Origin of the sequence: Bradyrhizobium sp. (genome assembly GCF_035570375.1) — a bacterium.
GTDB lineage: Bacteria > Pseudomonadota > Alphaproteobacteria > Rhizobiales > Xanthobacteraceae > Bradyrhizobium.
Window position 1 is genome coordinate 1 of sequence record NZ_DATMLW010000125.1, and the last position, 24586, is coordinate 24586.

The window sequence follows — 24586 nt, forward strand, 5'->3', positions numbered from 1 at the left end:
TCCAAGTTTGTTCGATGCGCGATCGCTTTCTTCTCTGTGAAGAGATTGAGTTCGCTACCGGCCATTTTGATCGCGGTGTTCGCAACGTCGCCGCGGTAAACATAAACTTCCTTGCCTTCTGCGCCGATCTTCACAGGTCGATGGCCGAGGGCTTTTTCGAGGTTTTCAAGCAGCGCATCGAGCAGCCGCTGGCGGGTAAGGACGAAGCGATCCTGCTTCTCTGCTTGCAGTTCCAATACTCGAGCAATGATGGTTTCGTTTGTTTTCAGGCGGGAAGCATTGTGTCTGTTACGCCTATAACCAGCGTTTTCATATGCTTTATCCGCGGTTTTGCCTTGAGCGAGGGCTTGAGCGAATAGTTCTTGGCGCTGGTTTCTAAGTGCAGGCATTAGATATCGCAGCAATTCGGCTCAGCACGCCGGCCTCCAAAGCGTCGCGCAGCACAGCGAGCGCCTGTTCAGCGGCCAAACAGGCCTGCAAGGCGCTGTAGGTATGGGAGATCGGAACGAACTCGTATGCGATCCTAGCTTCCGCAACGGCCTCACGGAGGTACGCGGCCAGGACCGCGGCGGGGTCAGGTAGGGCGCTGCTCATCGGGCCCCCTGTGCAGGGATAATATAGATAGCAGTGCCACCGTCGGTACTAGGGAGGTCTTCACGCTCTTCGTCGGGGTTCATTGAGATTTCAGGCTTTCTTGGAATCAGCGCTCGGGCACTAAGTGCCGAGGTCGGTACTGGGAAATGCTCAAAACGGTACTGGGGAATTTTCATGCGGCTGCCCCCAATGCTGTGCGTCGCGCATCGCGTTCGGCCGCCCGTTGCGCTCTGATTGCGCGCTTTATCGCGCGTTCGCGCTCTAGCTCTGCAACGGCGTTTCGGACTCTGACCGCCGCCTCTTCCTTTGTCTTGATGGCACGCCATTCGTTGGTTGCGGTGAGGCCGTTCCGAGGTGTACCGAGCCAAGTCAGGCGGTACACGGAGGGAGATCGGCGCGACCCGTAGGAACGCTGTCCTCGAACTGCATCAATGATGCCGAGCGCCTTGGCTTCGACGACAGCGTCCAGAACCGTTTCTCGCCTCAATCCTCTGGCCTGGAGCTGGTCGTATGGCACCTTGAGGTTTCCGTTCTCTTCGCCGCCATGGTTCGCCCACTCCATCATGAGAGCGTCGACCAACTTGCGGCATTGATGCGACATCGCGAGCCATGCCGGGCTGCCCAGCAGGTCGCGTGGAATCGGGATGTTGTAGCCGACGCCTTTGGGAAAGCTTTTCGCCTTGCTGACCCTCTTCCGAGACAGAGTTGCCATCTTGTGCTCTGTGAGTCTTCGCGGTGGTTGCATGCCGTCAGCGTCCGGTCTGGAGGACATTGCCGGCCAATTCGGCCTGAATCGCGCGACGCATGCAGCCAAGTTCTCGCTGAACTAAATTCTCTGAGATGCCCCTGCGCCGCATAGTCTCAGCTTGAACGTCGAGTTGATGTTGCAAATAGCGAACGCCTGCCTCCGGACTAATCAGGGCAACGTGCAAGGCCTGCTTTCGGATGAATGCTCGTCGCCGGATTATGGGAAATGGGAAAACAGTTGCCGCCATCAAATGTGTTCCTCTGCTGCGCTGCGCGTGGTGGGTGATCGGGCGGGTAAGTTCGGCGCCTCAATCCAATCGGGCAAGGCGGCTAGGGCGGCGGCGGCGGTAGGGTCAATGGCGCCAGCTTGCCTACGGAAGAGCCGATTTAGCGCCGCGCTGGTCCTGCAATAGCTGCGGCCCCGCCAAACGGCGGAAGAGAGCGCCTTCAGCGTGTCCCGGGACTGCAAGATCCATTGAATCCTGTCGCGGCATTCGATGACGCGCCATTTGCCATTCAGCACCGCGACGATGCGGCTATAGTCCTCCGCCGATTCATTTCGGTTGGCGATCTTAGGAGCATCCAGAGGACGCATTTGTGAGCGAGGGCTGTCTGGGGCCACCCCTAGGCTGGAGTCGCCGCCCTGGATGGCTGGAAGCAAACTGAGTGCGGTGCTATGCGAGGCCATTCCGGTGCCGCTACGCAGAGCGGGCGCCGACTGCGGTGGTACTCTCATTTCAGCGAACGTGGGCGGCCGTCAAAGCCCGAAGAAAGCGCGCGTCGGCATCCGAAGTGTCGCGCGCAGTGCGGGAATCGAGCCATCGTTCCAGGTCTGCCCGGCGATACACTACCCGACGCCCAAGCTTGCAATACGTCGGTCCGTTCCCGTTAAGCCGAAGCTTGGCGAGAGTGCTCGTTGCGAGCCCTAAAATCTTTGCGGCCTCGCATGCGGTAAGCGTGAGTGTATAGTCGGTCATCTTCCGTCGCTCCCGGTGAATCACCCTGACACTTGGGCAGTAACCGGATAGGATCATTACATGTGTTGCGCACAGGTTTTCGATCGCAACAGTCTCTCTTTGCCGCGTCCGCCGAATTTAACGTTCGTGGTGTCGAGGTTTCGCGAACTATGGAAACGGTCGGTATGGGCATGAGAAAATTGAGCGCGAAGGACACGACCCTCGCTCGTAAGAACTTTTCGGAGGCTTATGAGCAAACGAAGCTCGATCTGATCAAAGCCGCGCGCGATACCGGCACGTCGGAGCGGCATCCCGAGTACTTATGGCCAGATGGGACTGAGGACGCGTGGTTTCATCGCAAATCCGCAGTCTCGCGTGTTATCGAGAAGCGAGGAGGCTTTTCGAGTCGAGTCGCCACGATCGCAATCACCGATTCCAATTGGGAAACCAAGGAAGCGGTCGCCCGGTGGCTTCGGAATGAACTGAAGGTTTTGCGGGAAGCAGAGGCAAAGACGGGAACCGCGCCTGCAAGGCGCAAAGTAGCGCTTTCGAGAACTATGATCTCAGATATCGCGCTTGAGCTGCTTGAATGCATCGGCGGCGATTCGTTAATTTGTCTGTTTCAAGAATTGCTCGATGTCGATCGTCACCGGAAGTCCGTGTCCGAAAACTTTATCCAACTGGATCAAGCGGCCGCGACGGAGGCCCAACTAGAACTTCAAGGCGTGCAAATGGGCGTTCGTGCGTTCGCCAGTTTGATGTCTGTCTCGCCTAGTTCGGTCACCCGATGGAGGAAAAATCCGGCTTTTCGAGAAAGGTTCGACTTCCACAAAAAAGTTTGGGGAGACGTTTTGCGGGACGAGTACTTCGATCAAATCCGAAATGAGGCAACCGAGCGCTCGGAAGCTGAGTGCTTTCGCCGTGCTTTTGAGCTTTACGGTCTTAGTCTGCCAGCAAGGCGTTAGTATGCTATCTTCTCGGCGGTGCTGCCCCGGTGCAGCCCCAACGGCGCCAATTGTCAATGCCGAAAAAATTGAACAGAGTTTCTACTTATAGATCAGCACTATAACTGGCGCGCCCGGAACGATTCGAACGTCCGACCCCCAGATTAAGAGTTAGATTTTAACCGACCAGGCGACTTCAAGCCTCCCTCCGTCCTGTCCCTCGACTTGTCCCTCGGATCAAAATTTAGCTAAAAATTCTAGATAAGCTAATATGTTAGTACTGCAATTCGAATCGCTCCGAGCGCGCCACTTCGGTACAGAACTGGGCACGCCAAAACCTGCCGTTTTTGCGCTTGAAGCTGCGACGAGAGTGCGCAGGAGCGCGCTTTTTGATCCCATGATGCGCAGTTCTTTCTGGTCGACTTCGACCCGTTAGGCGAGTGCCCGGAGGTGATCGCGGCGGTAGCCTCCGCCATCGGTCCGCATGCGCTTGCTGGCTGTCCTGGCAAACGTCTTGAGAGCCTGCGGCGTGATCGAAGGTCGGTGGATATCGTACGCAAAAGCAGGGATCGCAAAAACGACTTGATTGACCCGAAAGAGACATTCCATTGCCGATAGCCGCTGTCTGCTCCAGAATGCAAGGATGCGACGGTTCGACAGTTTTTATTCTTTGCGGTGGGTCACGGTTTTCTTAGTCGCCGTGGCTGTACCTGCCTTGGCTATCGAACAGCAAGAACCTGAGGGTCGCGGGGGAGGCTCGCACATGGTCCCATCGAAAATCGTCAGCGATGCTCTCGCGTCGGCGGAGCAAATCTCGAGAGCACTATCGCAATCGGGCTACAAAGCGGATTTCTCCCTAGAAAGCCTCAAGTTGATCGATTCTTCGAGGAACAGGCGACGAATGGACGGCCAAAGCCAGGCGGACTTCTGTCTCAACAATTGGGTGCACGTCTATTTGCAATTGGTGCCTACGTTGGCGAGGTCATTCGTCGTCAGAATGGAGGCGACTGGCAGGGGGACGACAATGACCCTCAAGCCGAGATCAATATCGCCGTTCGCCTTAACACCGGAGTGATTTTATGGCCCGTCCAGCGCGTGATGAGGCGCTTCAAAAACGGGGCGGAGGACGGCGTTTGGATATACGGTGCTGCAGCAGAGGCTCCCCTCACCAGGCAATAACGGGTATTGGCCCTTCTCGCCCGTCCAGGAGGCTGTTCGGGATGGCCGCTATTGAGGGGTAATCGGAACACCGAGGCGTAGTGTTAGATCGCAGAGCATCGCCGACCTGCCAATTGGCGCGCATCGCGGGCCGCAGCATCATAGCGCCACGGCGAAACAATAGTGCCCATCTTCATCGGCCGTAGCGCGCCAGCACCCGTTGGTCGCCTGACTTCTGCTGGGCTTGCGTGGGCCACACCTGGGGCGCAACCGAATGGCAAGCCTCAGCATCAACTCCAAACGAACCCTTGGGTGAGCGCTAAGCATAGGTAAAGATAATTTCGCCGGTTAGTGCCTCTCGCAGCTTCATGCCTGAGTGGCCGGGCGTTTCTTCATCTCCACCTGCCCGCCCTAGTCATCCGGATTTGAAGGCCCCTGCGTGCCAACCCCCCCGACCTCGAGCGGGACACCTACTTGTTGGCCTTTTTCGAACTCAAGCGTAATCGCAACCTTTTCGCCTTGCCTGAGCGGCCACTTCAGACCGAGCAACATCAGGTGAAGGTCGCCCGGCGCGAGCTTTAAGGTCTTGCCCGGCTCGATCACGACGCCGTTCTCGACCGGACGCATGCTTATCGCCTCGCCGTTCACGGCCATCTCGCGAAGCTGAACCTTGTCGGCGAAATCTGCGCTAGCGCCGGTCAGCCGGTCCGGCGCGGTGCCCTTGTTCTCGATTGTGAGATATGCGTCGCCGACCCTGGCGCGGCCCGGGGTTGTTCTGATCCAGCCCTGCGTGATGACGAGGTTGCCGGCCGCAATCTCATAGGCGCGCACGGGACCGTTGATCAGGACGCCAGCAACCAATATGCCGTAAAGTGCGCGGATAAACTGTTTCATGAGTTATTCCCTTTCTCCTGGGGTAGTCACGCGCACCTCTTTGGAGGTGACCCTTGGGAGACGGTTCAAGCCGTGAGAATATTCCCAACTGTTGGCGGGGCCAACTGGCGGTAGATGGCCGCAATTTCGATCCCGTGCCGTTGAAGCCATATGGCATTTTAACAATTATGGTCGAAGTGAAATTCGTGACCAGAAATTTACCAGCAATTAGTCCGACGAGAGACCGACGCTTCAAACTAGCCTTTCAGCCAAAGAGCCTTGAGCGTGTATTGGTTCGAAGCCACCTTCCAAAATAATTCAATAGCTTCTCTTCTGAGCCCTGCACGCCAGAAACGCGCTGCTATTCTATAGTCGTGGCTTCAATGGCCTCATGCGACATACGCGCCACACACGCCATTGCTAACTCCCGCGAGAGCCAGGGAGGAAGACAATGGACGATGACGATCTGATGAACGCGAGGAAGGTTCTCGCGGAAATGCGTCACAACTGGGCCAAGGCCATCGCAGCCGGCTACAAGCGCGGAGAGACTGAAACCGCAATCAAGAACCTCATCGAGGTTCAGCAGGCCATCGAGGCGATCGACCGCGCCATCGAGGAGGCCGAATTGGAGGACGAGATAGAGGAAGCTAACGATGATTAAAAAGCCCGGCAACCGACCGCTGGCGAGCTATTACTGCCCGTCGCCCGCTCGCCGGAAACGCGCTGGTTCTTTAGTCGCGCCGGACCTTCGAATCGAAGGAATGCGTGATGAAAACCCAAATGCTGGGCGCTTCCTTGGTTCTCGCTTTGGCCACAAGCCCCGCCTTGGCCCGGCACAGCGGCTTCCAATCCGGGCCATCCCGCCAGGAGTCGCTAGCGCGACGATAAGCGGGTTGGGTTAGACGCGTGAAGCGAATTGGCTCACCAAACGTTGTTGCCGGAAAAGCCGTTGCCAAAAAAGCCGAAGCGGGGTTGCTGCGCAAGCCGAATGGGTTGCGAGCCGAAGTAGCCGCGCGCGATCGTTCTGCGTTTCCGCCGCGCCTCCGGCCTTTTCGGATCGGCCGGCTGGACTTGCGCCAACGCCTCCCGTATCGGACCTTTCTCCGGCGCTTCGGCCAAACTTGCCGGCGGGATATTCACCACTCTCATCGCGGTTGTCGGAGGCGTGATGGTGGGAAGCGTGTATCGATGACGATGCGCTCCGGCCACTTCTGAACGGAGTGGATTCGTATCACGGAAAGATCGGCCGTAGCCCTTGGGGATTCCACGGCCGGCATTTTCGGCAGATAGGCATCAGCAGCGAAAAGGAACGCCAGTAACGCAACGCCAACAAAGAGAAAATAACGCACCACGGGCATTCAGATTTGCTCCATCCGCGCCATGTCGCGGATCGAGGGCTCAACTGGATCTGACGGCATTTGTTCCTTGCGCGCCATGGTCTTCATAGCGCCTGTTGCGCGCCTTCTTCGACGAAGTACCTGAGATTGACGGGCCCGAGATCAAACGTGGCGCGCTGCCACCACCGAGCATTGGGCATTGGTGGCATTGACGTTCACAAAACCGACATGCAACCGGGAAAAGGTCTTGCGGCTTTTCATGCTGACGGTGTCGTGAATCAATCGCGTCCGATCCGTCAAACGACTGCCATCCGGACGGGTGAAGGCACAGGAAATCTCGATATCCCTGACTGCGAAGTCATTGTCGTTGCGGAGCGTCAGCGTAACCAGGGCATTGGATCCCAGGCCGCCCCTGCGCCAGGATTGCGACGAAATGCTCAGGCCCTCGACCGGTGCGGATTGTCCGGGCGCGATCGTCTCGGACGGATTAAGGGAAGTGCCTCTTGCCAGACCGACGGTGGTGCCGGGCGTCCGCGAAAGCGTCGCGGTCGCTGCGGCCAGATGAACGCTCCCGTCCGCGGCCGGTCTTCGGGCATAGTCAGATATCAACAGCCAGGCGGCCGCCCCAAGGACCACAAAAATCGGCAGCCAGCCGATCGCTGTCCTCACGCGATCGGCCCGTTCGGACGCTGTGGAAGGCCTAACACCCGCAATGCTCGCCTGCCCGGCCAGCGCGGTCGATCCAAGATGAAAAAATGCCTCCGTCATGGTCGACACCACCATGTGGCAAAGGTGCGTACTGCTGCACTGCACCGCAAGAAGCCGCGCGTGATCCGCGCGGCTCCATCACGACCATAGATTGCGCGTTCCTTCGCCGGATCATCCAATTCCCAAGTTCGAAAATAGTTGCGTCGATGGGCGATAAAATTCGGCCCCGTGGTTACCGGCATGCCGTCAACCCCTCAAGGGATGCGGGGGGGATGGCCAGGTCCAACCCTACCCGCTAGATTGCAGGTGGCGATCAACTCATCGCATTCCCCAAAAGACGCTCGCCACCCGCGGCGCCCAAATCAGTCATTGGAGATTCTTAAAGATGCCGGTAGTGACCTGGGACCACGTCCATCTGCGCAGTCCCGACCCGGAGGCGACCGCGGCCTGGCTTGAAGATATTCTGGGCGGCGAAATCATCCGCAGCCCCGGGCGCATCGACGTCAAGCTTGGCGGCGCCATGGTCTTCATCGCGCCGGTGGCGGCGGGCGACGGCGTCAACGCGCCGCCGGTGACGCCCTATCAGGGGCTCGATCACTTCGGATTGACGGTGAAGGACATCGACGCGGTCGCAGCCGAGATCAGGGCCAAGGGAGTCGAGTTCGCCAAGGAGCCAGTTACCATCCGGCCCGGTGTGCGCATCTGTTTCATTCGCGGTCCGCAGGGCATCTCGATCGAGCTTCTGGAGCGCGACAGGAAATACGCCTGACGCCGGCAGGTACGATCGCCGCTTGTACCAGTCCGCGTTGACGCCGTGCCTTACTCTGGCATAAGAACCATGGGCTCCGCGGGGGGCGGACGTCCTGATCGGCCGCATCATGAAGAATGGGTTGTACTCGATCCATGTAAATCTGCGGGACGGGCGCGTCGGCAAGGGCAGCGGCGTGGTCCTGTTCCGGGACGGCAGGATTCTCGGCGGTGACGCCTATTTATTCTATACCGGCAGCTACACGGTGAAAGGAAACACCTTCAAGGGCGAAGTTCTCGTTCAACGCCATACGTCAAGTCCGGACGCCAACCCTCTGTTCGGCGAACCAAGTCCGGTCGGCATCGGCGTGTCCGGCACGTTCACCGACACCGCGGCCGAAATGAGCGGCACTGCGCTGGTCGGTAAGGCCAGCCAGATCTTCGAAGCGACGCTGCGAAAGCTTGCCAACACCGACTAGAGCCTCAACGGCGGTGAGGCTATTCTGCGGCCTCCTCCAGCGGCGCCACGCGGGGCAGGATGATCCGGACTCGCGTACCCCTGCCCGGTTCGGAATCCAGTTCGAGACGGCCACCCAGGCGGTTGGTCACGATGCTGTAGACGATGTGCAGACCGAGCCCGGTGCCGCCCTGGTCGCGCCGCGTCGTAAAGAAGGGATCGAAGGCCCGGCGCCGGACATCGAGGCTCATGCCGCAACCATCATCGGAAAAGACGATTTCGACATGGTCCTGGCCGGCTTCACGCGCCGTGATATCGACCGAGCCTGGCTTTCCGTCCGGAAAGGCGTGCGCGACCGCGTTGAGGAACAGATTGGTGAGCACCTGCCCGTAGGGCCCGGGATAAGAATTCATCACGAGATTGGGCTGGCAGTCCACGGTCAGCGTCAGATGGCGCTTGCGCAAGCCGGGCCGCAGGCTCATGACCACCTGCTCGGTCAGGTCGGCAAGGTCGAAGGTGCGCTGATCCGAGTAATTGCGGTCGGCGGCGACCTGTTTGAACGAAGCGATCAACTCGGCCGCGCGATTGAGATTGGCCACGAGCTGCGACGACGCGTCACGGCAGGTCTCGAGAAATTCGTTCAGGCTGGAGCGCTTCAAAGCGCCATGTGACACTTCTGCGCCGAACAAAGCGGTCTTTCGCTCCAGCGAGGAGGCGACCGTCAGGCTGATGCCGACGGGATTGTTGACCTCGTGGGCGACGCCCGCCACGAGGCGCCCGAGCGCGGCGAGCTTTTCGGCTTCGATCAGCGAGTTCTGGGTTTCGCGCAGATTGCGCAACGCGGCTTCGGCCGCATCCTTCGCCTTGCGCATCTCCTGCTCGCCCTGCTTGCGCTCGCCGATATCGAGCCCGACGCTGACGATGCGCTCGACCTTGCCGTCAGCATCGAGCAGCGGAAGTTTGTTCACCAGCCAATGCCGCATACTGCCGGAAAGATCGCGATATTCCTCCTCGAAGAAACCAAGCTCCTTGCCTGAGGCCAGCACCCGCCTGTCGGTCTCATCGACCTTTTGCGCGCCATGACCAAACATCAGCTCGGACGTGGTCCGGCCGATCGCATTCGCCGGCTCAATTCCGAACAGGCCGGCCATGTACCGATTCATCAGGACGTAGCGAAGCTGTCTGTCCTTGACGTTGATGACGGCGGGAACGGTATCGATCACCTGTTGCAGCAGCCGTCTGCCCTCGACGATCGCCTCTTCGGCGCGTTTCTGGTCGGTGATGTCGCGTACCGTTCCCTCGTATCGAACGATCTCGCCATTCTCGTCGCGCACCGCGGTGGCGCTGTCGGAGAGCCACAGGATCGCGCCGCTGCGCTGATGGACCTGATATTCGAATTCGCGCACCATGCCGTCGCGCTGCATCAGGCGCTGGAATTCGGCGCGCGCTTCAGGGCAAACGTAGACGCTTTTGGTGATGTTGCCGATTTCGAGGATCAGTTTTTTCGGCGCGTCATATCCCATCATTCGTGCAAGCGCGGGATTGGCGTTGAGGAGTTCTCCGGCCGGCGTTGTCACATAGATCCCGTCGACAGAGCCCTCGAACAGCTTGCGATAACTTTCCTCGGCAAGCCGTTGCTCAGCCAGGGCGCGGATTGCCGCCTCGCGCGCGGCATCCACCTCGACAAGCGAGCGGCGGAACACCTCGGTGGCGCGGGCAATGTCGCCGATCTCGTTGCCCACACCGGTGGACGGAATGGAAGTATTCTTCTCGCCACGGGCCAGCGCCCGGATGGCCACGGCGATCGCTTTGAGCGGACGCACGGTCCTGCGCACCACGAACAACGCAGCAGCAACTCCGATCAGCACGCTGGCGAGGCCGATGAGAATGCTCTGCCAGCGATCATGGTCGAGCGTCCTGGCGAAATCGGCGGCCAGCACGCGTCCCCTCCGTTCGCCGAGATCGCGCAACAGATCGGTCACGCGGCTGATCATTTGCCCTTCGCTGCCCAGCACTTCCTTGTCGATCTGGGCGATTTGCGTTTCGGCCACCGAGATCGAAATGATCGCTTCCGCATAGGCGTCAGTTTCGGCACGAAGCGGCGGGTCAGCGATCGAAAGCGATTTCATCGCCCGCGCGGAGCGTTCGGAGGCGACAGGATCATGTGCCAGCAAAGCCGCATTCACCTGATTTTGTGCTCTGAACAGGGCTCGGGCGGTGGCACGATCCGGGATATCGGCAATCGCCTTCTCGAACCGCTCCCGGATCGGCGGCAAGGCTGCGACGAGTTCTGCGCGGGTCGCGATCAGGGCGGTAACCCGCTCCATTCCATCACGGTAATTGGCGAGCCGCTGCGTGACGCCGTCGATCATTTCCTGCTGTTCGGGAGCGAGTTGAAGCCGCGTGTTCTTCAACAACGTGCTCAACGACGCGGCCGCCTCCCAGGCCTGGCTGGAAGAATCCGGATCGGTCACATATTCGCGCACCGCCAGCCGCAGTTCGTTGGTACGGCGATCGATTTCGTCGACGACGTCGCCGAGGCTTTGCAGATGCTGCAATTCCGCAAAGGTGACGTTGATGTGCCGGATCGAGACGACGCTGGCGACGCTCGTCATCACCATCATCCCGAGCAGGAGCAGGAAACTGCCAAAGAACATCTGCCCGATCGAAGGCGTGAACGATCGTATCCGCTGGACAATTTCAGCAAGGGCCATAGGTACCGGAATCCGTTAGGGGCAGATTTCCGCTTATACGATGGAATCAGCCTTGCGGGGAGCTTGCGCAAGCGGCCGACTGCCGCGCTGCCGCACTGCGCTGACGGCCAGGTGGTCACCAAACCGCAACGCAAGGTTTCAATCCGCCGGAATGCTCGCGTCCTTGACGACCTTTGCCCAGAGCGCGATGTCGGATTTGATGATGTCGGCGAATTCTCCCAGCGGCGCGCTCTTCGCCGCGCATCCGGCAAGGTCGAGCCTTTCACGGACCTCAGGATTTGCGATCGCGATTTCCAGCGCCTGGCTGATGCGGTTGACGATCGGTTGCGGCGTCGCCGCCGGCACCACAATGCCGAACCACGGTGTCACTTGTGCTTCGGCGTAGCCTTGCTCGGCCATTGTCGGCGCGTCCGGAAAATATTTCGAGCGGCCGTCGCTGATCGCAGCGATGATCCTGATGGCGCCGGTCTGCACCTGCGCCAACGCCTGGTTCGCGGAAAGGAAGGTCGATGTGATCAGGCCGCCGGCGATATCCGCCACCATCTGCGGGTAACCGCGATAGCCGATCGGCGTGACGTCGATTCCGGCCAGCCGCTTGAACAGTTCGAAGCCGAGATGCCCGGTCGAACCCTTGCCTGGATGGCCGTAGTTCAGCGTGCCGGGCTTTGCCCTGGCCAGCGCGACAAATTCGGCGACGTTCTTCACCGGCAGCGAAGTGGGCACGATGAAGAAGTTCGGCGCCCGGCAGATCTGCCCGACCGGGACGAAATCGCGCAGAGGATCCCAGCGCAGAACGAGATTGAGCGAAGGACTGGTCGTGAAGAATGTCGTCACCAGAAGCCAGGTGTACCCGTCGGGCGCGGCACGCGCGACATCTTCGGCAGCAAGCGAGCCATTGGCGCCGGATTTCGACTCGAGAATGATCGACGCTTTCCATTGCGCGGCCATGTTCTGGGTGACGATGCGCCCGAACACATCGGCAACGCTTCCGGCCGAATAGGGATTGACCACGCGCACAGTGCGATTGGGAAAGCCCTCCTGCGCGGATCCCGCGCCGGACAATGCCAGCGCCGCCAGCCACGCCCCCATGATGACGCCAAGGCCTCGGATATTCACTTGGTGCGCGCCCTGCCCTGATGCTTGCTGCGGCGCCGTTTGCAGCGCGCAACTGCCGGCAGGATGCCGGTATTCGCCGGAAGCGGCAAGGCCTGAGCTCCATCAGCCCGCGGCATGTCGAAATCATCGCCTTACTTCCTCGGTGGGATCGCCATTGCGGCCACACCGACCACGACACAAGAAAGGCCGGCCCAGGCCGTGGCAGACAGGTGCTCGCCAAGCAGCAGCACGCCAAGCGCAACTCCGATCGGCACGCGCAGATAGGCCTGAGCCGTCGTTCCGACCGAACCCAGCGTATCGATCAGTCGAAAATAGATCACCAAGGCGAACGCCGTGGAGAATATCGCAAGTCCAAGCAGCGCGAGCAGCGAAGTCGCGGAAGGCGCAAGCGTCCATGGCCGCTCCATCACGATGCTGAAGGGAATAAGGACCGCGGCTCCGCAAATGAGCGAGCCTGCCGCGGGCGCCATTGGGTCGAGCCCCTTGAAACCGCGGCTGAACACGGCTGCACCGGCGTAGCAGATCGTCGCCGCCACGATCGCAAGCTGGGCGACCAGCTCCCGGCCCAGGCTCTCGAACGCCTGGACGCCGACAATCAGGCAAATGCCGGCCATGCCGAGAACTACCCCCAACAGTTTTCGCGGCGTTTGGGTTTCCCGATGCGCCATCGCGAGCGTAAGCAGGAACGTGAAGATCGGCGAGGTCGAGTTGAGAATGGTCGCCAGCCCCGCATCGACGGAGCGTTCGGCCCAGGCAATCAGGGTCCATGGCACGACGCTGTTGAGGCACGCCTGAAAGGCGAAGCGGCGCCAGGTCGCGACGTCTGCCGGCAACAGCACTCCGCGCCAGCGCATGATCAACAGCAAGAGGAGACCCGCAATCGCTGTCCGGCCGGCAATCAGCGTGATCGGCGGGATGGTCGCTACGCCAAGCTTGATGAAGGTGTATGACCCACCCCACAGCGTGGCGAGCAGGAACAGCAGCAACAACTCGATGCTGATCGCCGGATTTCGCGAAATGGTTGCTTCCATAGTGCTTCACTCTCGAATACCTGCCCTGGAGCGAAAGCACTACAGGCGGGATCGGCTTATATGCTTCGTTTTTCATCGAAGTGTGGTATGCTGACCCGTGTCGGAACCGGCGATCGAAAGGTTGTCAGGCGCCTCTCAGTTCGCTCCTCGCGCGGCTGATCGAGTGGCAGGCCTGGTCAAATAGCTTCCCGACATCGATCGTCTCGCCACGTTCAATGCGCTTGGAGATTGTCGTCAGTGGGAACACCACGATGGTCGTTCCGTGGTCGTGCAGCGCCGGATCACGGCCATATTCGTCTTCGACGGCAACCCATGAAAGCCCCATTTTTTGCGCAACGGCATCGCCGAACGTGATGCCAAGACTTTGCAACTTCCACGTTTCCGTCGGCTCGATCCAACCGGAGCGGATGATCGTGTCAAGAAGACGGAGCTTTCCCTCGATCGTTTCATATTGGTGGCGCGCCTCTGGGCTAAAATGATCGCGAACCCAGGTTCTCTGCCGCTCCACCCGATGCAGGTCTTGGTCCGACAACGCCTCGATCTTTTGCTCCATGGGGAACTCCATCGCTCAATTTCGATGAGTGCGGTATTCAATCCATCACACCTTTCCGACCTCGAACAACTCGCCGTCGTAGCCGGCATCCAGCGGGATGCGGAGCTGCCGGCCGCCGTTGACGCTTGTCATCACCGGCATGACGGTGACGATCGGCTTGCCCCTGGAATCCTGAAGCGCAGCTTTCACGCTTGCCTGCTTGCCGAGCTTGATCAGATTGCGCGTGGTCGGAAACGGCAATTTGAACCGGCCGCTCTCGCCGCCCGCCAGCGCCTCGTGCGGCGACAGCCAGATCGAATCGGTGGATTCCCGGCCGTCATGCGCGCCAACCTGCTCGTGCGGAGCGGCGGCGAGAAAGAACCAGGTATCGAACCGCTTTTGCATCCCGATCGGCGTGATCCAATGCGCATAAGGCACGAGTTCGTCGAGCGCGAGAACGACGCCGTTCTCCTCGATCACTTTTAGAAAAGTGACTTTACCGTCCGATAAGGCCGCGCGGCTTGCGGCGGAAATCTCGGCGGCCCGTTTGGCGCCAACCAGATCGGATGAGCCACGCGCTCGCGCGAGAAGGATGCCACTTTCCTCAAAAGTCTCGCGGATCGCAGCAATGCGGAAACTCAAGCCGGCCGCGTCACACCCCTCGCCGCCCGAATAGAGTTGGGCGTGGGCGATGATCTCGTGATCGCCCTGCTCGACGCTGCCACCGGGAAATACCAGCGCGCCGGAAGCAAAATCGATCTCATAGTGGCGTACCATCATGAAGACTTCGATTTCGCCGCGACCCTCGGCGGCGCCGGCGCCGTCGCGCAACAGCAGGACGGTCGACGCAGGCCGCGGCATCACTACTTCCACCATTGTTGGAACTCCTCACCCCTCATCCCGAGGAACGCCCGGCGCGTCTCGAAGGATGACCAGCCGAAATCGCCTCATGGATCTCCAGGCGATGCAAAGCACCGTCCGGCGACGGCGCTTATCTATTTGCACCGTTCGCGACGGCCTCGCTTAAGCTCGGCCTGCTCGGGTGCGCCTCCTCACCATGAGGAGCCTTCTATCCGGCAGCGCTCGATTGCGGCTGCAGGTTTGCGCGATGGTCGACGCGCGCCACGCGTGACAACAGGTAATCGACCTCCGCCCTGGCAGTCGCGGTGATGCCGGAGGCGGGCTTGCGCTGCGCGCTCGAAGCGATGACGCCGCGTTTTTGCAGCACGTATTTGCGCACGGCGAGGCCAATGCCCGGCTGCTGTTCATAGCGTATCAGTGGCAGGTGTGCGTCGAACAGGTCATGCGCGGCATCACGCCGTGCTTCCTTCCAGAGGCGCACGACGTCGATCAGCATTTCCGGAAAAGCGTAACCGGTCATCGCGCCGTCGGCGCCGCGCTCCATCTCGAAATCGAGGAACAGCGCGCCGTTGCCCGTGAGAATCGAGAGCGGCCGCAGCGAGCCGTCTTTCTGGAAAGCGCGAAGCGCCGAAATCTTCTCTAACCCCGGCCAGTCCTCGTGCTTGAGCATCACGCAGCTTGGATTGTCCATCACGATCTTGCGGATCACTGCGGGCGTGAAAATCACGTTCAGCATCAACGGATAGTCCTGCAACACCCACGGAATGTCGCTGCCGATGGCCTCAACCGCCTGCTTGAAGTAGCCGACGATCTGGTCGTCGGTCCGCAAGGTTGGCGGCGGCGCGATCATCACGCCGGCAGCACCTGCATCCATCGAGGCGCGTGCGAGCGAGCGCATGGCGGCAAATCCGGGCGCCGAAACGCCGACGATGACCTGCATATTCTTCGCGCGCTTGATGAAGCGTTTTGCGACCTCCTCGGCCTCCGAGCCGTCGAGCTTCGGCGCTTCCCCCATGATGCCGAGCACGGTGACGCCGTCGCAGCCAATCTCGGCGTAAAAGTCGGTGAGGTGGTCGATCGATTTGTCGTCGATGCGGCCGTCGTCATGGAACGGAGTCGGCGCGATCGCGAAAGTCCCTGCGGCCTTGTGGGTGAGTTTTGTCATTTTTGCCTCGTAGTTTGCTCCGTCGTTCCGGGACGATTCGAAGGACCAGACCCGGAACCTCGAGATTCCGGATGCGATGCCTTCGCATCGCTCCGGAATGACTCGTAACTCAAAACCGTCGTGCGCCCATCTTGATTTCCTCCTCCGAGAAGAAAATCTCAGCTGCATGCTCGACGATGTCTTCCGCCTTCCAGCCGGTGTGCGGCGGCTTCCACCCCGGCTTTTCCATCATCCGCATCTCGCGCACGCCGCGCGGCCCGGAAACGCCGAGGATCTTGCCGGTCTGGTCACCGGAGAGATCGCTGACCATGTATAGCACGGTCGGCGCGATGCCATCAGGTCCGAGCGCCATGCCGGGGTTCTCGATATAGCGCGGCAAGTCGGCGGTCATGCGGGTCAGCGCGCCCGGCGCCAGCGTCCAGACGCGAATGTTGTACTTGCGCCCTTCGACCGCGAGCACGTTCGACAGCCCCCAGATGCCGCCCTTGGCGGCCCCGTAATTGGATTGGCCGAAATTACCGATCAGACCCGAGGTCGAGGAGGTGTTGACGATGACGCCGCCGCCGTTTTCGCGCATCCAGCGGAACACCGGCTGGGTGCAGCAGAACGTGCCCTTCAGGTGCACCTTCAAGACCTTGTCCCAGGCGGCTTCGGTCGCCTTGGCAAAGGTCTGGTCGAGCAGGATGCCGGCGTTGTTGACGAGGATGTCGGCGCGGCCAAAGTTTCTGATGGCATCATCGAACACCGATTGGCCGCCGGCCAATGTCGAGATATCGGCGCCGTTGGCAATCGCGCGGCCGCCTTCGGCCTTAATCGCATCCACCACCTTTTGCGCCATCGTGACATCGGAAGCACTGCCGTCGCGCGGACCACCGAGGTCGTTGACCACGACCGCCGCGCCCTCGCGCGCAAACAGCTTCGCGTAGGCTTCGCCGAGGCCGCCGCCCGCGCCTGTGATCAGCGCCACCTTGCCGTCGAGTAGTCCCATGGTTGCCTCCCTTTATCTTTCTTCGTCATTCCGGGATGCGCCGAAAGGCGCAGACCCGGAATCCATTCCTCCCTGCATTATGCGGCACAATGGATTCCGGGCTCGCGCTAAAGCGCGCCCCGGAATGACAGCTACCCCAGCACCGTCCTGCCGTTTTTTATCACCACCGCGTTGCGTGCCTTCACCCGCGCTTCGAAAGAAATCACGTTGCCGTCTTTCCACATATCGAGCGTCACGGTCTCGCCGGGATAGACCGGCGCGGAAAATCGCGCGGCGTGCCGGCGGAAGGCGGCCGGATCGAAATCGGCATAGGTCTGCAAAATGCCGCGGCAGGTGATGCCGAAGGTGCACATGCCGTGCAGGATCGGCTTCGGAAAACCGGCGCGGCGCGCAAATTCGGGATCGGAATGCAGCGGGTTGCGATCCCCACACAGCCGATAGATCAGCGCCTGATCTGCGCGGGTCGGGATATCGACCGATTGGTCGGGCGGGCGCGTCGGCACCTGGTGCGGTTCAGGCTGGCCGTCGGAGGGTCCGCCGAAACCGCCATCCCCGCGTGCGAAGCGGGACGCGACCAGCGTTGCGAGTTCCTCGCCCTTCTCGTTCTTGAGCACGGTCTGATGGCGGATCACCGCGCCCTTGTCCTTGCCCTTGTCGAACACGGCGAGCACGCGTGAATCCACGAGAAGTTTCGCAGCGACCTGAAGCGGCCGGTGGAAGGTGATGTCGCGCTCGCCGTCGACCACCATCACGCGGTTGAGATTCATCTCGCCGGGAGTGGCACCCCAGGCTGCCACCGAGGCGAATGTCGGCACGACCTTCAGGGGGCGCGGTGTGGCAGAGGCTTCGTTGACGAACGCAAGCTCTCTTTCGTCCATCGGATCGGCGCCCATGCCGATGCCATAGGCGTAAAGCATCACCTCGCGATCGCTGTAGGCGAATTTCTGGTCGAGATTTTTCAGCGCCATCAGCTCATCGTAATTGATCGGCATTTTTTCTTTCGCTCCCCAACCGCTCGCGAAGTGCTCGTTAATGCGCCCTCTCCCCTTGCGGGAGAGGGCCGCGCCGGGCTCACCTTAGACTCGATTGGGTGAGGGGTTGGTGCCCGAACCCCCTCACCCGGCTCGCTTCCTCGCCACCCTCTCCCGCAAGGGGAGAGGGTGAAATCCCGCCCGCGCGGAGTTACACCGGCGTAAAAAACGGCAGCGGCGCGCCATCCGTCGTCTTGAACACCGCCTTCACCTTCTGGCCGATCTTCAATTTCTCCATGTCGCAATCGACGAAATTGGTCAGAAGCGAAGGACCTTCCTTCAGCGTGACATAACCGATCGCGTAAGCGCCACTCGCCGACTTGCGCATCAGGCTGAACGAATAGATCTCGCCCTCGCCCGAGCTTTCTTCCCACACTGTCTGGTCGGAGAAACAAAACGGGCAAAGGCTGCGCGGAAAATAATGCGCCTCGCCGCAGGCCGTGCAGCGCTTGATCAGGAGCTTGCCTTCGACGGTCGCTTCCCAGAATTTCGTCGTCTCCGGATTGCCTTTCGGCGTCGGGTATTTCACGGGGCTGTCCATCACACGCGCTCCAGAATGCAGGTCGAGGCGGCATGCCGAATGCCGAGCAGGCCGCCGGTGCCGTGCGCGATGGCAAGGTCGCAATTTTTGACCTGCACCTTCGGATGAGCTTCTCCCCGCAACTGCCTCACCGCTTCGATGATTTTTGTCATGCCGCCGCGATTGACCGGATGGTTGCTGCACAGCCCTCCGCCGTCGGTGTTGAACGGCAATTTGCCGACGCCCGAAATCAAATTGCCGTCGGCGACGAATTTGCCGCCCTCGCCCTTTTTGCAAAAGCCGAGGTCTTCGAGCTGCATCAGGACCGTGATGGTGAAGCTGTCGTAGATCGAGGCGTATTTGATGTCTTTCGGCGCCACGCCTGCTTCCTCGAACGCCTTCGGTCCTGACCAGACGCCCGCCGAATAGGTCAGGTCGAGATCCTTGCCGCCGCGCGGGCCCTTCAACGCCTCGCCGTGCCCGATCATGCGTACCTTTGGCTTGTTCAGGCTGCGCGCGATCGCTTCCGTGGTCACGATCAGCGCGCCGCCGCCGTCGGTGACGACGCAGCAATCCATCCGGTGCAGCGGATCGGCAATCATCGGCGAGTTCAAAACATCCTCGACGGTGACGACCTCGGGAAGCATCGCGTGCGGATTGTATTGCGCGTGATGGGAGGCAGCGACCTTGATCCAGGCCAGTTGCTCGCTAGTCGTGCCGAACTCATGCATGTGACGCATGGCGCACATGCCGTAAACGTTATGCGTGGTGGCGCCGTAAGCGGCCTCGAAATCCGCCTCCGCGCCGCTTGGGCGCGGCGGCATCGGACCGGTACGCGGTTTGCCCGCCAAGGTGATCAGCGCGATCGAACATTTGCCGGCGGCGATCGCTTCCGCGGCGTGTCCAAGATGGACGATATAGGAGCAGCCTCCGGTGTCCGTTGAATCGAAGTGACGGACTCTTAGCCCGAGATAATCGGCCATCGCCATCACTCCACCCGGGGCGTCGCCGGCGCAGAAATAGCCGTCGATATCGGACTTGGCGAGCCCTGCATCGGCCAACGCGCCCCTGGCGACTTCGGCATGAAGCTGGGCGGTTGATTTATCGGGAGCGTGCCGGGTCGGATGCTCGAAGATCCCGGCGATATAGGCCTTGCCCTTGATGCTCAATTCGTTCTCCGCTGGCGTTTTCTTGTTCTATCTTTCCGGAGTTTTCTGGCCTGTTGGGACCGCCTTGGCAAGCGGTGAAATATTGCGGGGCCGTCACCCTCCCCTGGAGGGGGAGGGTCGATCGCGAATGAGATGAGCGATCGGGGTGGGGTGACGCTTGCTGAAGGATTCACCCCACCCCGCTTCGCATCTTGCTTCGCGATGCTCGCGACCCTCCCCCTCCAGGGGAGGGTGTAGAGCGAGCGCTCGCATCTCAATTCAACTTCCTGAACGCCGGCCACGCTTCCACGATCCCGCCGCGGCAATCCGCGCGAGTTTTGCATCGTCTTGTCCCTCGCTCAAGCAGAGGGCGCAGGGAATGCCGGGTGCATGCCGCACCCATAGCCTCGCGTGCGAAGAATGAGAAGCACACGAGCTTAAGTCACCACAGGTTCGCCAGACAATCCGGCATTCCCTGCACGACGGTTTTACGGCTTACTCCGCGCTCTCCCCGGTGATCGGGCTTTGTTGTCACCGTCGTCCCTGAGAAGCGTTAGCTTCTTAAGAACTTGATGCCAGCGTCGGGGCATCAGGACCACACGGCTTCGCCGTCCGCGAACGCGCTCTCGTCAGTCGCGCGCCCAGCGTCCATCGCATCCCGCCTCACGTTTCGTGACGATAGCGCATACGCCCCTCTTGCCGAGGCAGGACAGTGCGAATCGATAAAGCTGTTTCTACCGAACTGCGAAGTGAAATATTTTTCGCTATTGGGCTGGACAGGCGTGAAATGCTTGAGACGCAAACGCTGATTTGCCCGTCGGGCAAATCAGTGGAGGCGAAACTTTCCAAACTTGGCTTCAGAGCGCCGGTGAGGAACGATGAAGGGGTGTGCCACTCTTATCCCTCCCCTTGTGGGGAGGGTCGGCGCGAAGCGCCGGGGTGGGGGTGTTTAAAGCGCCCAAGATGGTTTCCATCACAGCGCTAAAGTTTCGATCGAATCCGAATTCCAGAATCGCAGAACATAAAATCCCTGCGACCTAAGAAACGTGTCGCGCTCGCGGTCCGATTGCATGCCGCCGTGCATGGCGTGCTGACCACCGTCGATCTCAATAACTATTCGAGTACTGAATGACGCAAAGTCGACGATGTAGCGACCGATTGGTGCCTGCCTGCGAAAATGAAAGCCGCGAGCCCGCAGCTCGCGCAGCTTCACCCATATTTTCACTTCTTGCGGCGTCAGGCGTTTACGAAGCTCGCGGGCCTTCTCGTTGAGCACAATTGGCCTTTTCGACACCGTTTCCCCCACCCGACCGGCCTTCGGCCGGCCACCCTCCCCACGCGTTCCGCGGGGGAGGGATTTGCCGGTTGAGTCCGGAGCACGAAATTAAGAGCTACTCCGCCGCGATCTGGCGTGGCGCCGGCGGCGGGTTGGCGAGATCGGCCGCCAACTGTGCGTAGCGCGCTTTGGCGTCCTGCACCGCCTTCTCCTTCACCGGGCCGTAACCGCGGATGCGGTCCGGCAGCGAGAGAAGCTCGATTGCGGTCGGAAGCGTCAGCGGCGACAGCACCGACAAGATGTGCGCCACGTCTTTCTCGTAGCCGGCGATCAGGTCGCGCTCGAGCCTGCGGTCGGCACTGTAGGCGAAAATATCCAACACCGTACCCCGCAGCACCCGCATCCCGGCGAGCAGGCGGAACACCGGCATCATCCAGGCACCGAACGCGCGCTTCTTCGGCCGTCCCAACGCGTCCTTGCCACCGCCGAGCAAGGGTGGTGCCAGATTGAAGCTGATCTTGTAGTCGCCATCGAACTGGTCGCGAAGCTGTTGTTCGAACTTGCCGTCGGTATAAAGCCGCGCCACTTCGTATTCGTCCTTGTAGGCGAGAAGTTTTGCGTAGTTAATGGCAACGGCGCGCGGCAGCGCCTCGCCAAAACCGCCGTCGCGGGCCTTGTCGCGCACCTGCGTCACGAGCTTGCGGTAGCGTTCGGCGAGTTTTTTGTTCTGGTATTCGGTCAGGAGCGCGCTGCGGTGGGCGATGATCTCATCGAGCGACATCGCTTCCAGCGTCTTCGGCGGTGCCGTCTGATCCTGCCCCTTCATCATCGCGACCAGCCGCGCGGGATCGGCTGCAGCAAGCCGGCCGAGTCGGAAGGCCTGCGTATTCATCTTGATCCCGACGCCGTTGACCTCGATCGCCTGCTCGATCGCGGCAGCCCCAAGCGGCAGCAATCCCTTTTGATAGGCATAGCCCATCATCATCATGTTGGTGGCGATGGAATCGCCGAGCAGGGTTTCCGCAGGTTTGGTGAAATCGAGAAAGGAGGAATCCCGCCGTAGCGCGGTTTCCAGCACCTGGTTGACCTTGCGGGCCTGGAAATTGAAGTCGCGGTTGAGAATGAAATCCGCGGTCGGGATGACGTGGCTGTTGATCACGCCGACAGTGCGGCTTGAATCGCAGAGCGTAATGGTTTCCTTGGCGGCGGCCACGACTTCGTCGGCCGCGAGCACGAGATCGGCAGTGCCGGTGACGATGCGCGAACAGGTGACGTCGGCGGTGTGTTCAGAAAGCCGGACGTGACTCAGCACCGCGCCTCCCTTTTGCGCCAACCCCGACATGTCGAGGATCATGCTGGCTTTGCCCTCGATATGGGCGGCCATCCCGAGCAGCGCACCGATGGTCAACACGCCGGTGCCGCCGACGCCGCCGACCGCGATGTTGTAAGGCCGCTCCAGCGGGGGCTTTGAGTCGGGCTCGGGCAGATCGCCGATCTCGCCAAGATCGGCCGGCGCGCGGCGGCGCAACGCCCCGCCGTCGATGGTGACGAAGGACGGACAAAAGCCCTTCAGGCAGGAAAAATCCTTGTTGCAGGTCGACTGGTTGATGGTGCGCTTGCGCCCGAGTTCGGTCTCGAGCGGCTCGACCGAGATGCAGTTCGACTGCACCGAGCAATCCCCGCAACCTTCGCACACGGCTGGGTTGATCAGGACGCGGCGCGGCGGGTCTTCCATGATGCCGCGTTTGCGGCGGCGGCGTTTTTCCGCAGCACACGTCTGCACAAAGACGATGGCCGAGGCGCCCTTCACCTTGCGCAGCGTCTTCATGACGTCGTCGAGCTGGTCGCGATGCGCGGTCTTGGTGCCCGGCGCGATCGCGGACGGTGGATAGGCGTCGGGATTTTCCGACACCAGGTAGAGTTCGCGGATGCCTTCGGAGTGGAGCTGGAAGGTGACCTGCTGCGGCGAGAGCTCGCCATCGACGTGCTGGCCGCCGGTCATCGCGGTCGCATCGTTATAGAGGATCTTGTAGGTGATGTTGGCGCCTGAGGCGATCGCCTGCCGGATCGCAAGACTGCCGGAGTGGAAATAGGTGCCGTCGCCGAGATTGGCGAACACGTGCTCTTCGTTGGTGAAGGGCGCGACCCCCACCCATGGCACGCCCTCGCCGCCCATATGGGTGAAGGTTTCGGTGTTGCGGTCCATCCACAGCGCCATGAAATGGCAGCCGATGCCGGCAAAGGCCCGGCTTCCTTCCGGCACCTTGGTCGAGGTGTTGTGCGGACAGCCCGAGCAGAAATACGGCGTGCGGGTGACCGGCGCCACGGGCAGCATTTGCGTCGCCAGACGGCCGTTGAACCAGTCGGCCTTGGCGCGCAGCATCTCGGCGATTTCCGGATTGAGGTTGAGACGAAGCAACCGCTCGGTCAACGAGCTTGCGAGCGAAGCGACACTCAGCTCGGCCGCAAAGGTCAGGAAGCGCTTGTCGTGCTCGTCCATCTTGCCGACGATGCGCGGACGCACGTCGTCGCGCCAGTTGAACAATTCCTGCTTGACCTGGTTCTCGACGATCTCGCGGCGTTCCTCGATGATGAAGATTTCCTCCAGGCCCACCGCGAATTCGCGCACCCCTTGTGGCTCGAGCGGCCACGGCATGCCGATCTTGTAGAGCCGAAGGCCGATCTTGGCGGCGACTTCCGGCGTGATGCCGAGTTCGCGCAGCGCCTGACGGATGTCTTCGTAGCTTTTGCCCGAGGCCATGATGCCGAAGCGGGCGTTCGGCGAATCCATGGTGATGCGGTTGACCTTGTTGGCGCGCGCAAATGCGATCGCGGCAAATCCCTTGTAGTCCTGAAGCCTGCGATCCTGGTCGTAGCGGTCGTCGGGCCAGCGCAGATTGAGCCCGCCCGGCGGCAACTCGAAATCGGCGGGAATGATGAAAGGCTTCATCTCGTCGGTGAGATCGATCTCGGCCGTGGTCTCCACCGTCTCGGTGATCACCTTCATGCCGACCCAGCAGCCGGAGTAACGCGACATCGCGATCCCGAGCAGCCCCATCTCGATCATTTCATGGATGCTGGAGGGATAAAGATAGGGCATCAGCGCGGAGATGAAGGCATGGTCCGACTGATGCGGCACGGTGGATGATTTCGCGCCGTGATCATCGCCGGCAAGGCACAGCACGCCGCCGTTTTTGGCCGAGCCCGCGGCGTTGCCATGACGGAATACGTCGCCGCAGCGGTCGACGCCCGGGCCCTTGCCGTACCAGATGCCGACCACGCCATCGTAGTTCGCGCCGCGCGAAAGATTGAGCTGCTGCGAGCCCCAGATTGCGGTGGCGGCGAGGTCTTCGTTCACGCCGGGCTGGAATTTGATGTTGTATTGGTCGAGATGCTTTCGGGCGGCGAAAAGCTGCTGGTCGTAGCCGCCAAGCGGCGAACCGCGATAGCCGCTGATGAAGCCGGCGGTGTTGAGGCCCAGCGCGCGGTCGCGCCGGATCTGCGCCATCGGCAGGCGGACCAGCGCCTGAATTCCGGTCAGGAAGACGTGGCCGGAGCCCTGGGTGTACTTCTGATCGAGACTGATCGGACCCTGATTGATTCCCATTCCACCCTCTTTTGAGTCTTCGTAAGTCTTTGGCCCTGCCGGCGCTTTTTAGCTAGTCATGGCTGGCGTCAAAACC

Annotated in this window: 22 protein-coding genes and 1 pseudogene; 4 read left to right on the forward strand and 19 right to left on the reverse strand. The window is 60.9% G+C overall.

The window, feature by feature from the left end; all coding sequences use genetic code 11:
• The 5 genes and pseudogenes from VNX23_RS13065 to VNX23_RS13080 all read right to left on the reverse strand — a co-directional run.
• Positions 1 to 389 (reverse strand): annotated as a pseudogene (locus VNX23_RS13065) (hypothetical protein); the annotation flags it as partial.
• Positions 376 to 594, reverse strand: coding sequence for a hypothetical protein (locus tag VNX23_RS13070; protein ID WP_325630608.1), 219 nt, complete (start codon positions 592 to 594; stop codon positions 376 to 378). The pseudogene VNX23_RS13065 and the gene VNX23_RS13070, both read right to left, overlap by 14 nt.
• A 172-nt stretch (positions 595 to 766) precedes the next feature.
• On the reverse strand, positions 767 to 1306 hold the full coding sequence (locus VNX23_RS13075) for a hypothetical protein (protein ID WP_325630609.1): 540 nt from the start codon (positions 1304 to 1306) through the stop codon (positions 767 to 769).
• Between the two features lie 37 nt (positions 1307 to 1343).
• Positions 1344 to 1589, reverse strand: coding sequence for a DUF6074 family protein (locus tag VNX23_RS31030; protein WP_414642988.1), 246 nt, complete (start codon positions 1587 to 1589; stop codon positions 1344 to 1346).
• Positions 1590 to 2078: 489 nt separating this feature from the next.
• The gene (locus VNX23_RS13080; protein ID WP_325630610.1) at positions 2079 to 2375 is read right to left on the reverse strand and encodes a helix-turn-helix domain-containing protein; all 297 of its coding nucleotides are present in this window, start codon (positions 2373 to 2375) and stop codon (positions 2079 to 2081) included.
• Positions 2376 to 2380: 5 nt separating this feature from the next.
• Here VNX23_RS13080 and VNX23_RS13085 point away from each other — a divergent pair, with 5 nt between their 5' ends.
• Entirely contained in the window at positions 2381 to 3262 is an 882-nt protein-coding gene (locus VNX23_RS13085; RefSeq protein ID WP_325630611.1) for a hypothetical protein, read from the forward strand.
• A 1548-nt stretch (positions 3263 to 4810) separates the two neighbouring features.
• Here the strand turns inward: VNX23_RS13085 and VNX23_RS13090 are convergent.
• On the reverse strand, positions 4811 to 5293 hold the full coding sequence (locus VNX23_RS13090) for a copper chaperone PCu(A)C (RefSeq protein ID WP_325630613.1): 483 nt from the start codon (positions 5291 to 5293) through the stop codon (positions 4811 to 4813).
• 430 nt (positions 5294 to 5723) lie between these two features.
• Between VNX23_RS13090 and VNX23_RS13095 the strand changes: the two genes are divergently transcribed.
• Positions 5724 to 5933, forward strand: coding sequence for a hypothetical protein (locus VNX23_RS13095; protein WP_325630614.1), 210 nt, complete (start codon positions 5724 to 5726; stop codon positions 5931 to 5933).
• An 838-nt stretch (positions 5934 to 6771) separates the two neighbouring features.
• On the opposite strand, the gene VNX23_RS13100 is transcribed toward VNX23_RS13095, so the two are convergent.
• A complete protein-coding gene (locus VNX23_RS13100; protein WP_325630615.1) occupies positions 6772 to 7377 on the reverse strand; it encodes a hypothetical protein in 606 nt (201 codons plus the stop codon).
• Positions 7378 to 7702: 325 nt separating this feature from the next.
• Between VNX23_RS13100 and VNX23_RS13105 the strand changes: the two genes are divergently transcribed.
• Positions 7703 to 8086 (forward strand): VOC family protein, encoded by a 384-nt coding sequence (locus tag VNX23_RS13105; protein WP_325630616.1) that lies wholly within the window; start codon positions 7703 to 7705, stop codon positions 8084 to 8086.
• A gap of 109 nt (positions 8087 to 8195) precedes the next feature.
• A complete protein-coding gene (locus VNX23_RS13110) occupies positions 8196 to 8543 on the forward strand; it encodes a GrlR family regulatory protein (RefSeq protein WP_325630618.1) in 348 nt (115 codons plus the stop codon).
• A gap of 19 nt (positions 8544 to 8562) precedes the next feature.
• On the opposite strand, the gene VNX23_RS13115 is transcribed toward VNX23_RS13110, so the two are convergent.
• The 12 genes from VNX23_RS13115 to VNX23_RS13170 all read right to left on the reverse strand — a co-directional run bounded on the left by VNX23_RS13115 (position 8563) and on the right by VNX23_RS13170 (position 24510).
• Positions 8563 to 11235: a PAS domain S-box protein gene (locus tag VNX23_RS13115; RefSeq protein WP_325630619.1), complete on the reverse strand. Its 2673-nt coding sequence runs from the start codon at positions 11233 to 11235 to the stop codon at positions 8563 to 8565.
• 138 nt (positions 11236 to 11373) lie between these two features.
• Positions 11374 to 12351 (reverse strand): tripartite tricarboxylate transporter substrate binding protein, encoded by a 978-nt coding sequence (locus VNX23_RS13120; RefSeq protein ID WP_325630620.1) that lies wholly within the window; start codon positions 12349 to 12351, stop codon positions 11374 to 11376.
• A 131-nt stretch (positions 12352 to 12482) separates the two neighbouring features.
• On the reverse strand, positions 12483 to 13382 hold the full coding sequence (locus tag VNX23_RS13125) for a DMT family transporter (protein ID WP_325630621.1): 900 nt from the start codon (positions 13380 to 13382) through the stop codon (positions 12483 to 12485).
• A 124-nt stretch (positions 13383 to 13506) separates the two neighbouring features.
• Positions 13507 to 13935: a DUF3806 domain-containing protein gene (locus VNX23_RS13130; RefSeq protein ID WP_325630622.1), complete on the reverse strand. Its 429-nt coding sequence runs from the start codon at positions 13933 to 13935 to the stop codon at positions 13507 to 13509.
• 45 nt (positions 13936 to 13980) lie between these two features.
• Positions 13981 to 14790, reverse strand: a complete 810-nt coding sequence (locus VNX23_RS13135; protein WP_325630624.1) for an NUDIX hydrolase — start codon at positions 14788 to 14790, stop codon at positions 13981 to 13983.
• A gap of 193 nt (positions 14791 to 14983) precedes the next feature.
• Positions 14984 to 15940, reverse strand: a complete 957-nt coding sequence (locus VNX23_RS13140; protein ID WP_325630626.1) for a dihydrodipicolinate synthase family protein — start codon at positions 15938 to 15940, stop codon at positions 14984 to 14986.
• Positions 15941 to 16049: 109 nt separating this feature from the next.
• Positions 16050 to 16928 carry an SDR family oxidoreductase gene (locus VNX23_RS13145; RefSeq protein WP_325630628.1) on the reverse strand — a complete coding sequence of 293 codons (879 nt, stop codon included), beginning with the start codon at positions 16926 to 16928 and terminating at the stop codon, positions 16050 to 16052.
• A 131-nt stretch (positions 16929 to 17059) separates the two neighbouring features.
• Positions 17060 to 17920, reverse strand: a complete 861-nt coding sequence (locus tag VNX23_RS13150; RefSeq protein ID WP_325630629.1) for a MaoC family dehydratase — start codon at positions 17918 to 17920, stop codon at positions 17060 to 17062.
• Between the two features lie 190 nt (positions 17921 to 18110).
• Positions 18111 to 18500: a Zn-ribbon domain-containing OB-fold protein gene (locus VNX23_RS13155; protein ID WP_325630631.1), complete on the reverse strand. Its 390-nt coding sequence runs from the start codon at positions 18498 to 18500 to the stop codon at positions 18111 to 18113.
• Positions 18500 to 19648, reverse strand: coding sequence for a thiolase domain-containing protein (locus VNX23_RS13160; RefSeq protein ID WP_325630632.1), 1149 nt, complete (start codon positions 19646 to 19648; stop codon positions 18500 to 18502). Before VNX23_RS13160 ends, VNX23_RS13155 begins: the two co-directional genes overlap by 1 nt.
• A 952-nt stretch (positions 19649 to 20600) precedes the next feature.
• Positions 20601 to 20921, reverse strand: coding sequence for an endonuclease domain-containing protein (locus VNX23_RS13165; protein ID WP_325630634.1), 321 nt, complete (start codon positions 20919 to 20921; stop codon positions 20601 to 20603).
• Between the two features lie 97 nt (positions 20922 to 21018).
• Positions 21019 to 24510 (reverse strand): indolepyruvate ferredoxin oxidoreductase family protein, encoded by a 3492-nt coding sequence (locus tag VNX23_RS13170; RefSeq protein WP_325630636.1) that lies wholly within the window; start codon positions 24508 to 24510, stop codon positions 21019 to 21021.
• Positions 24511 to 24586: the final 76 nt, after the last annotated feature.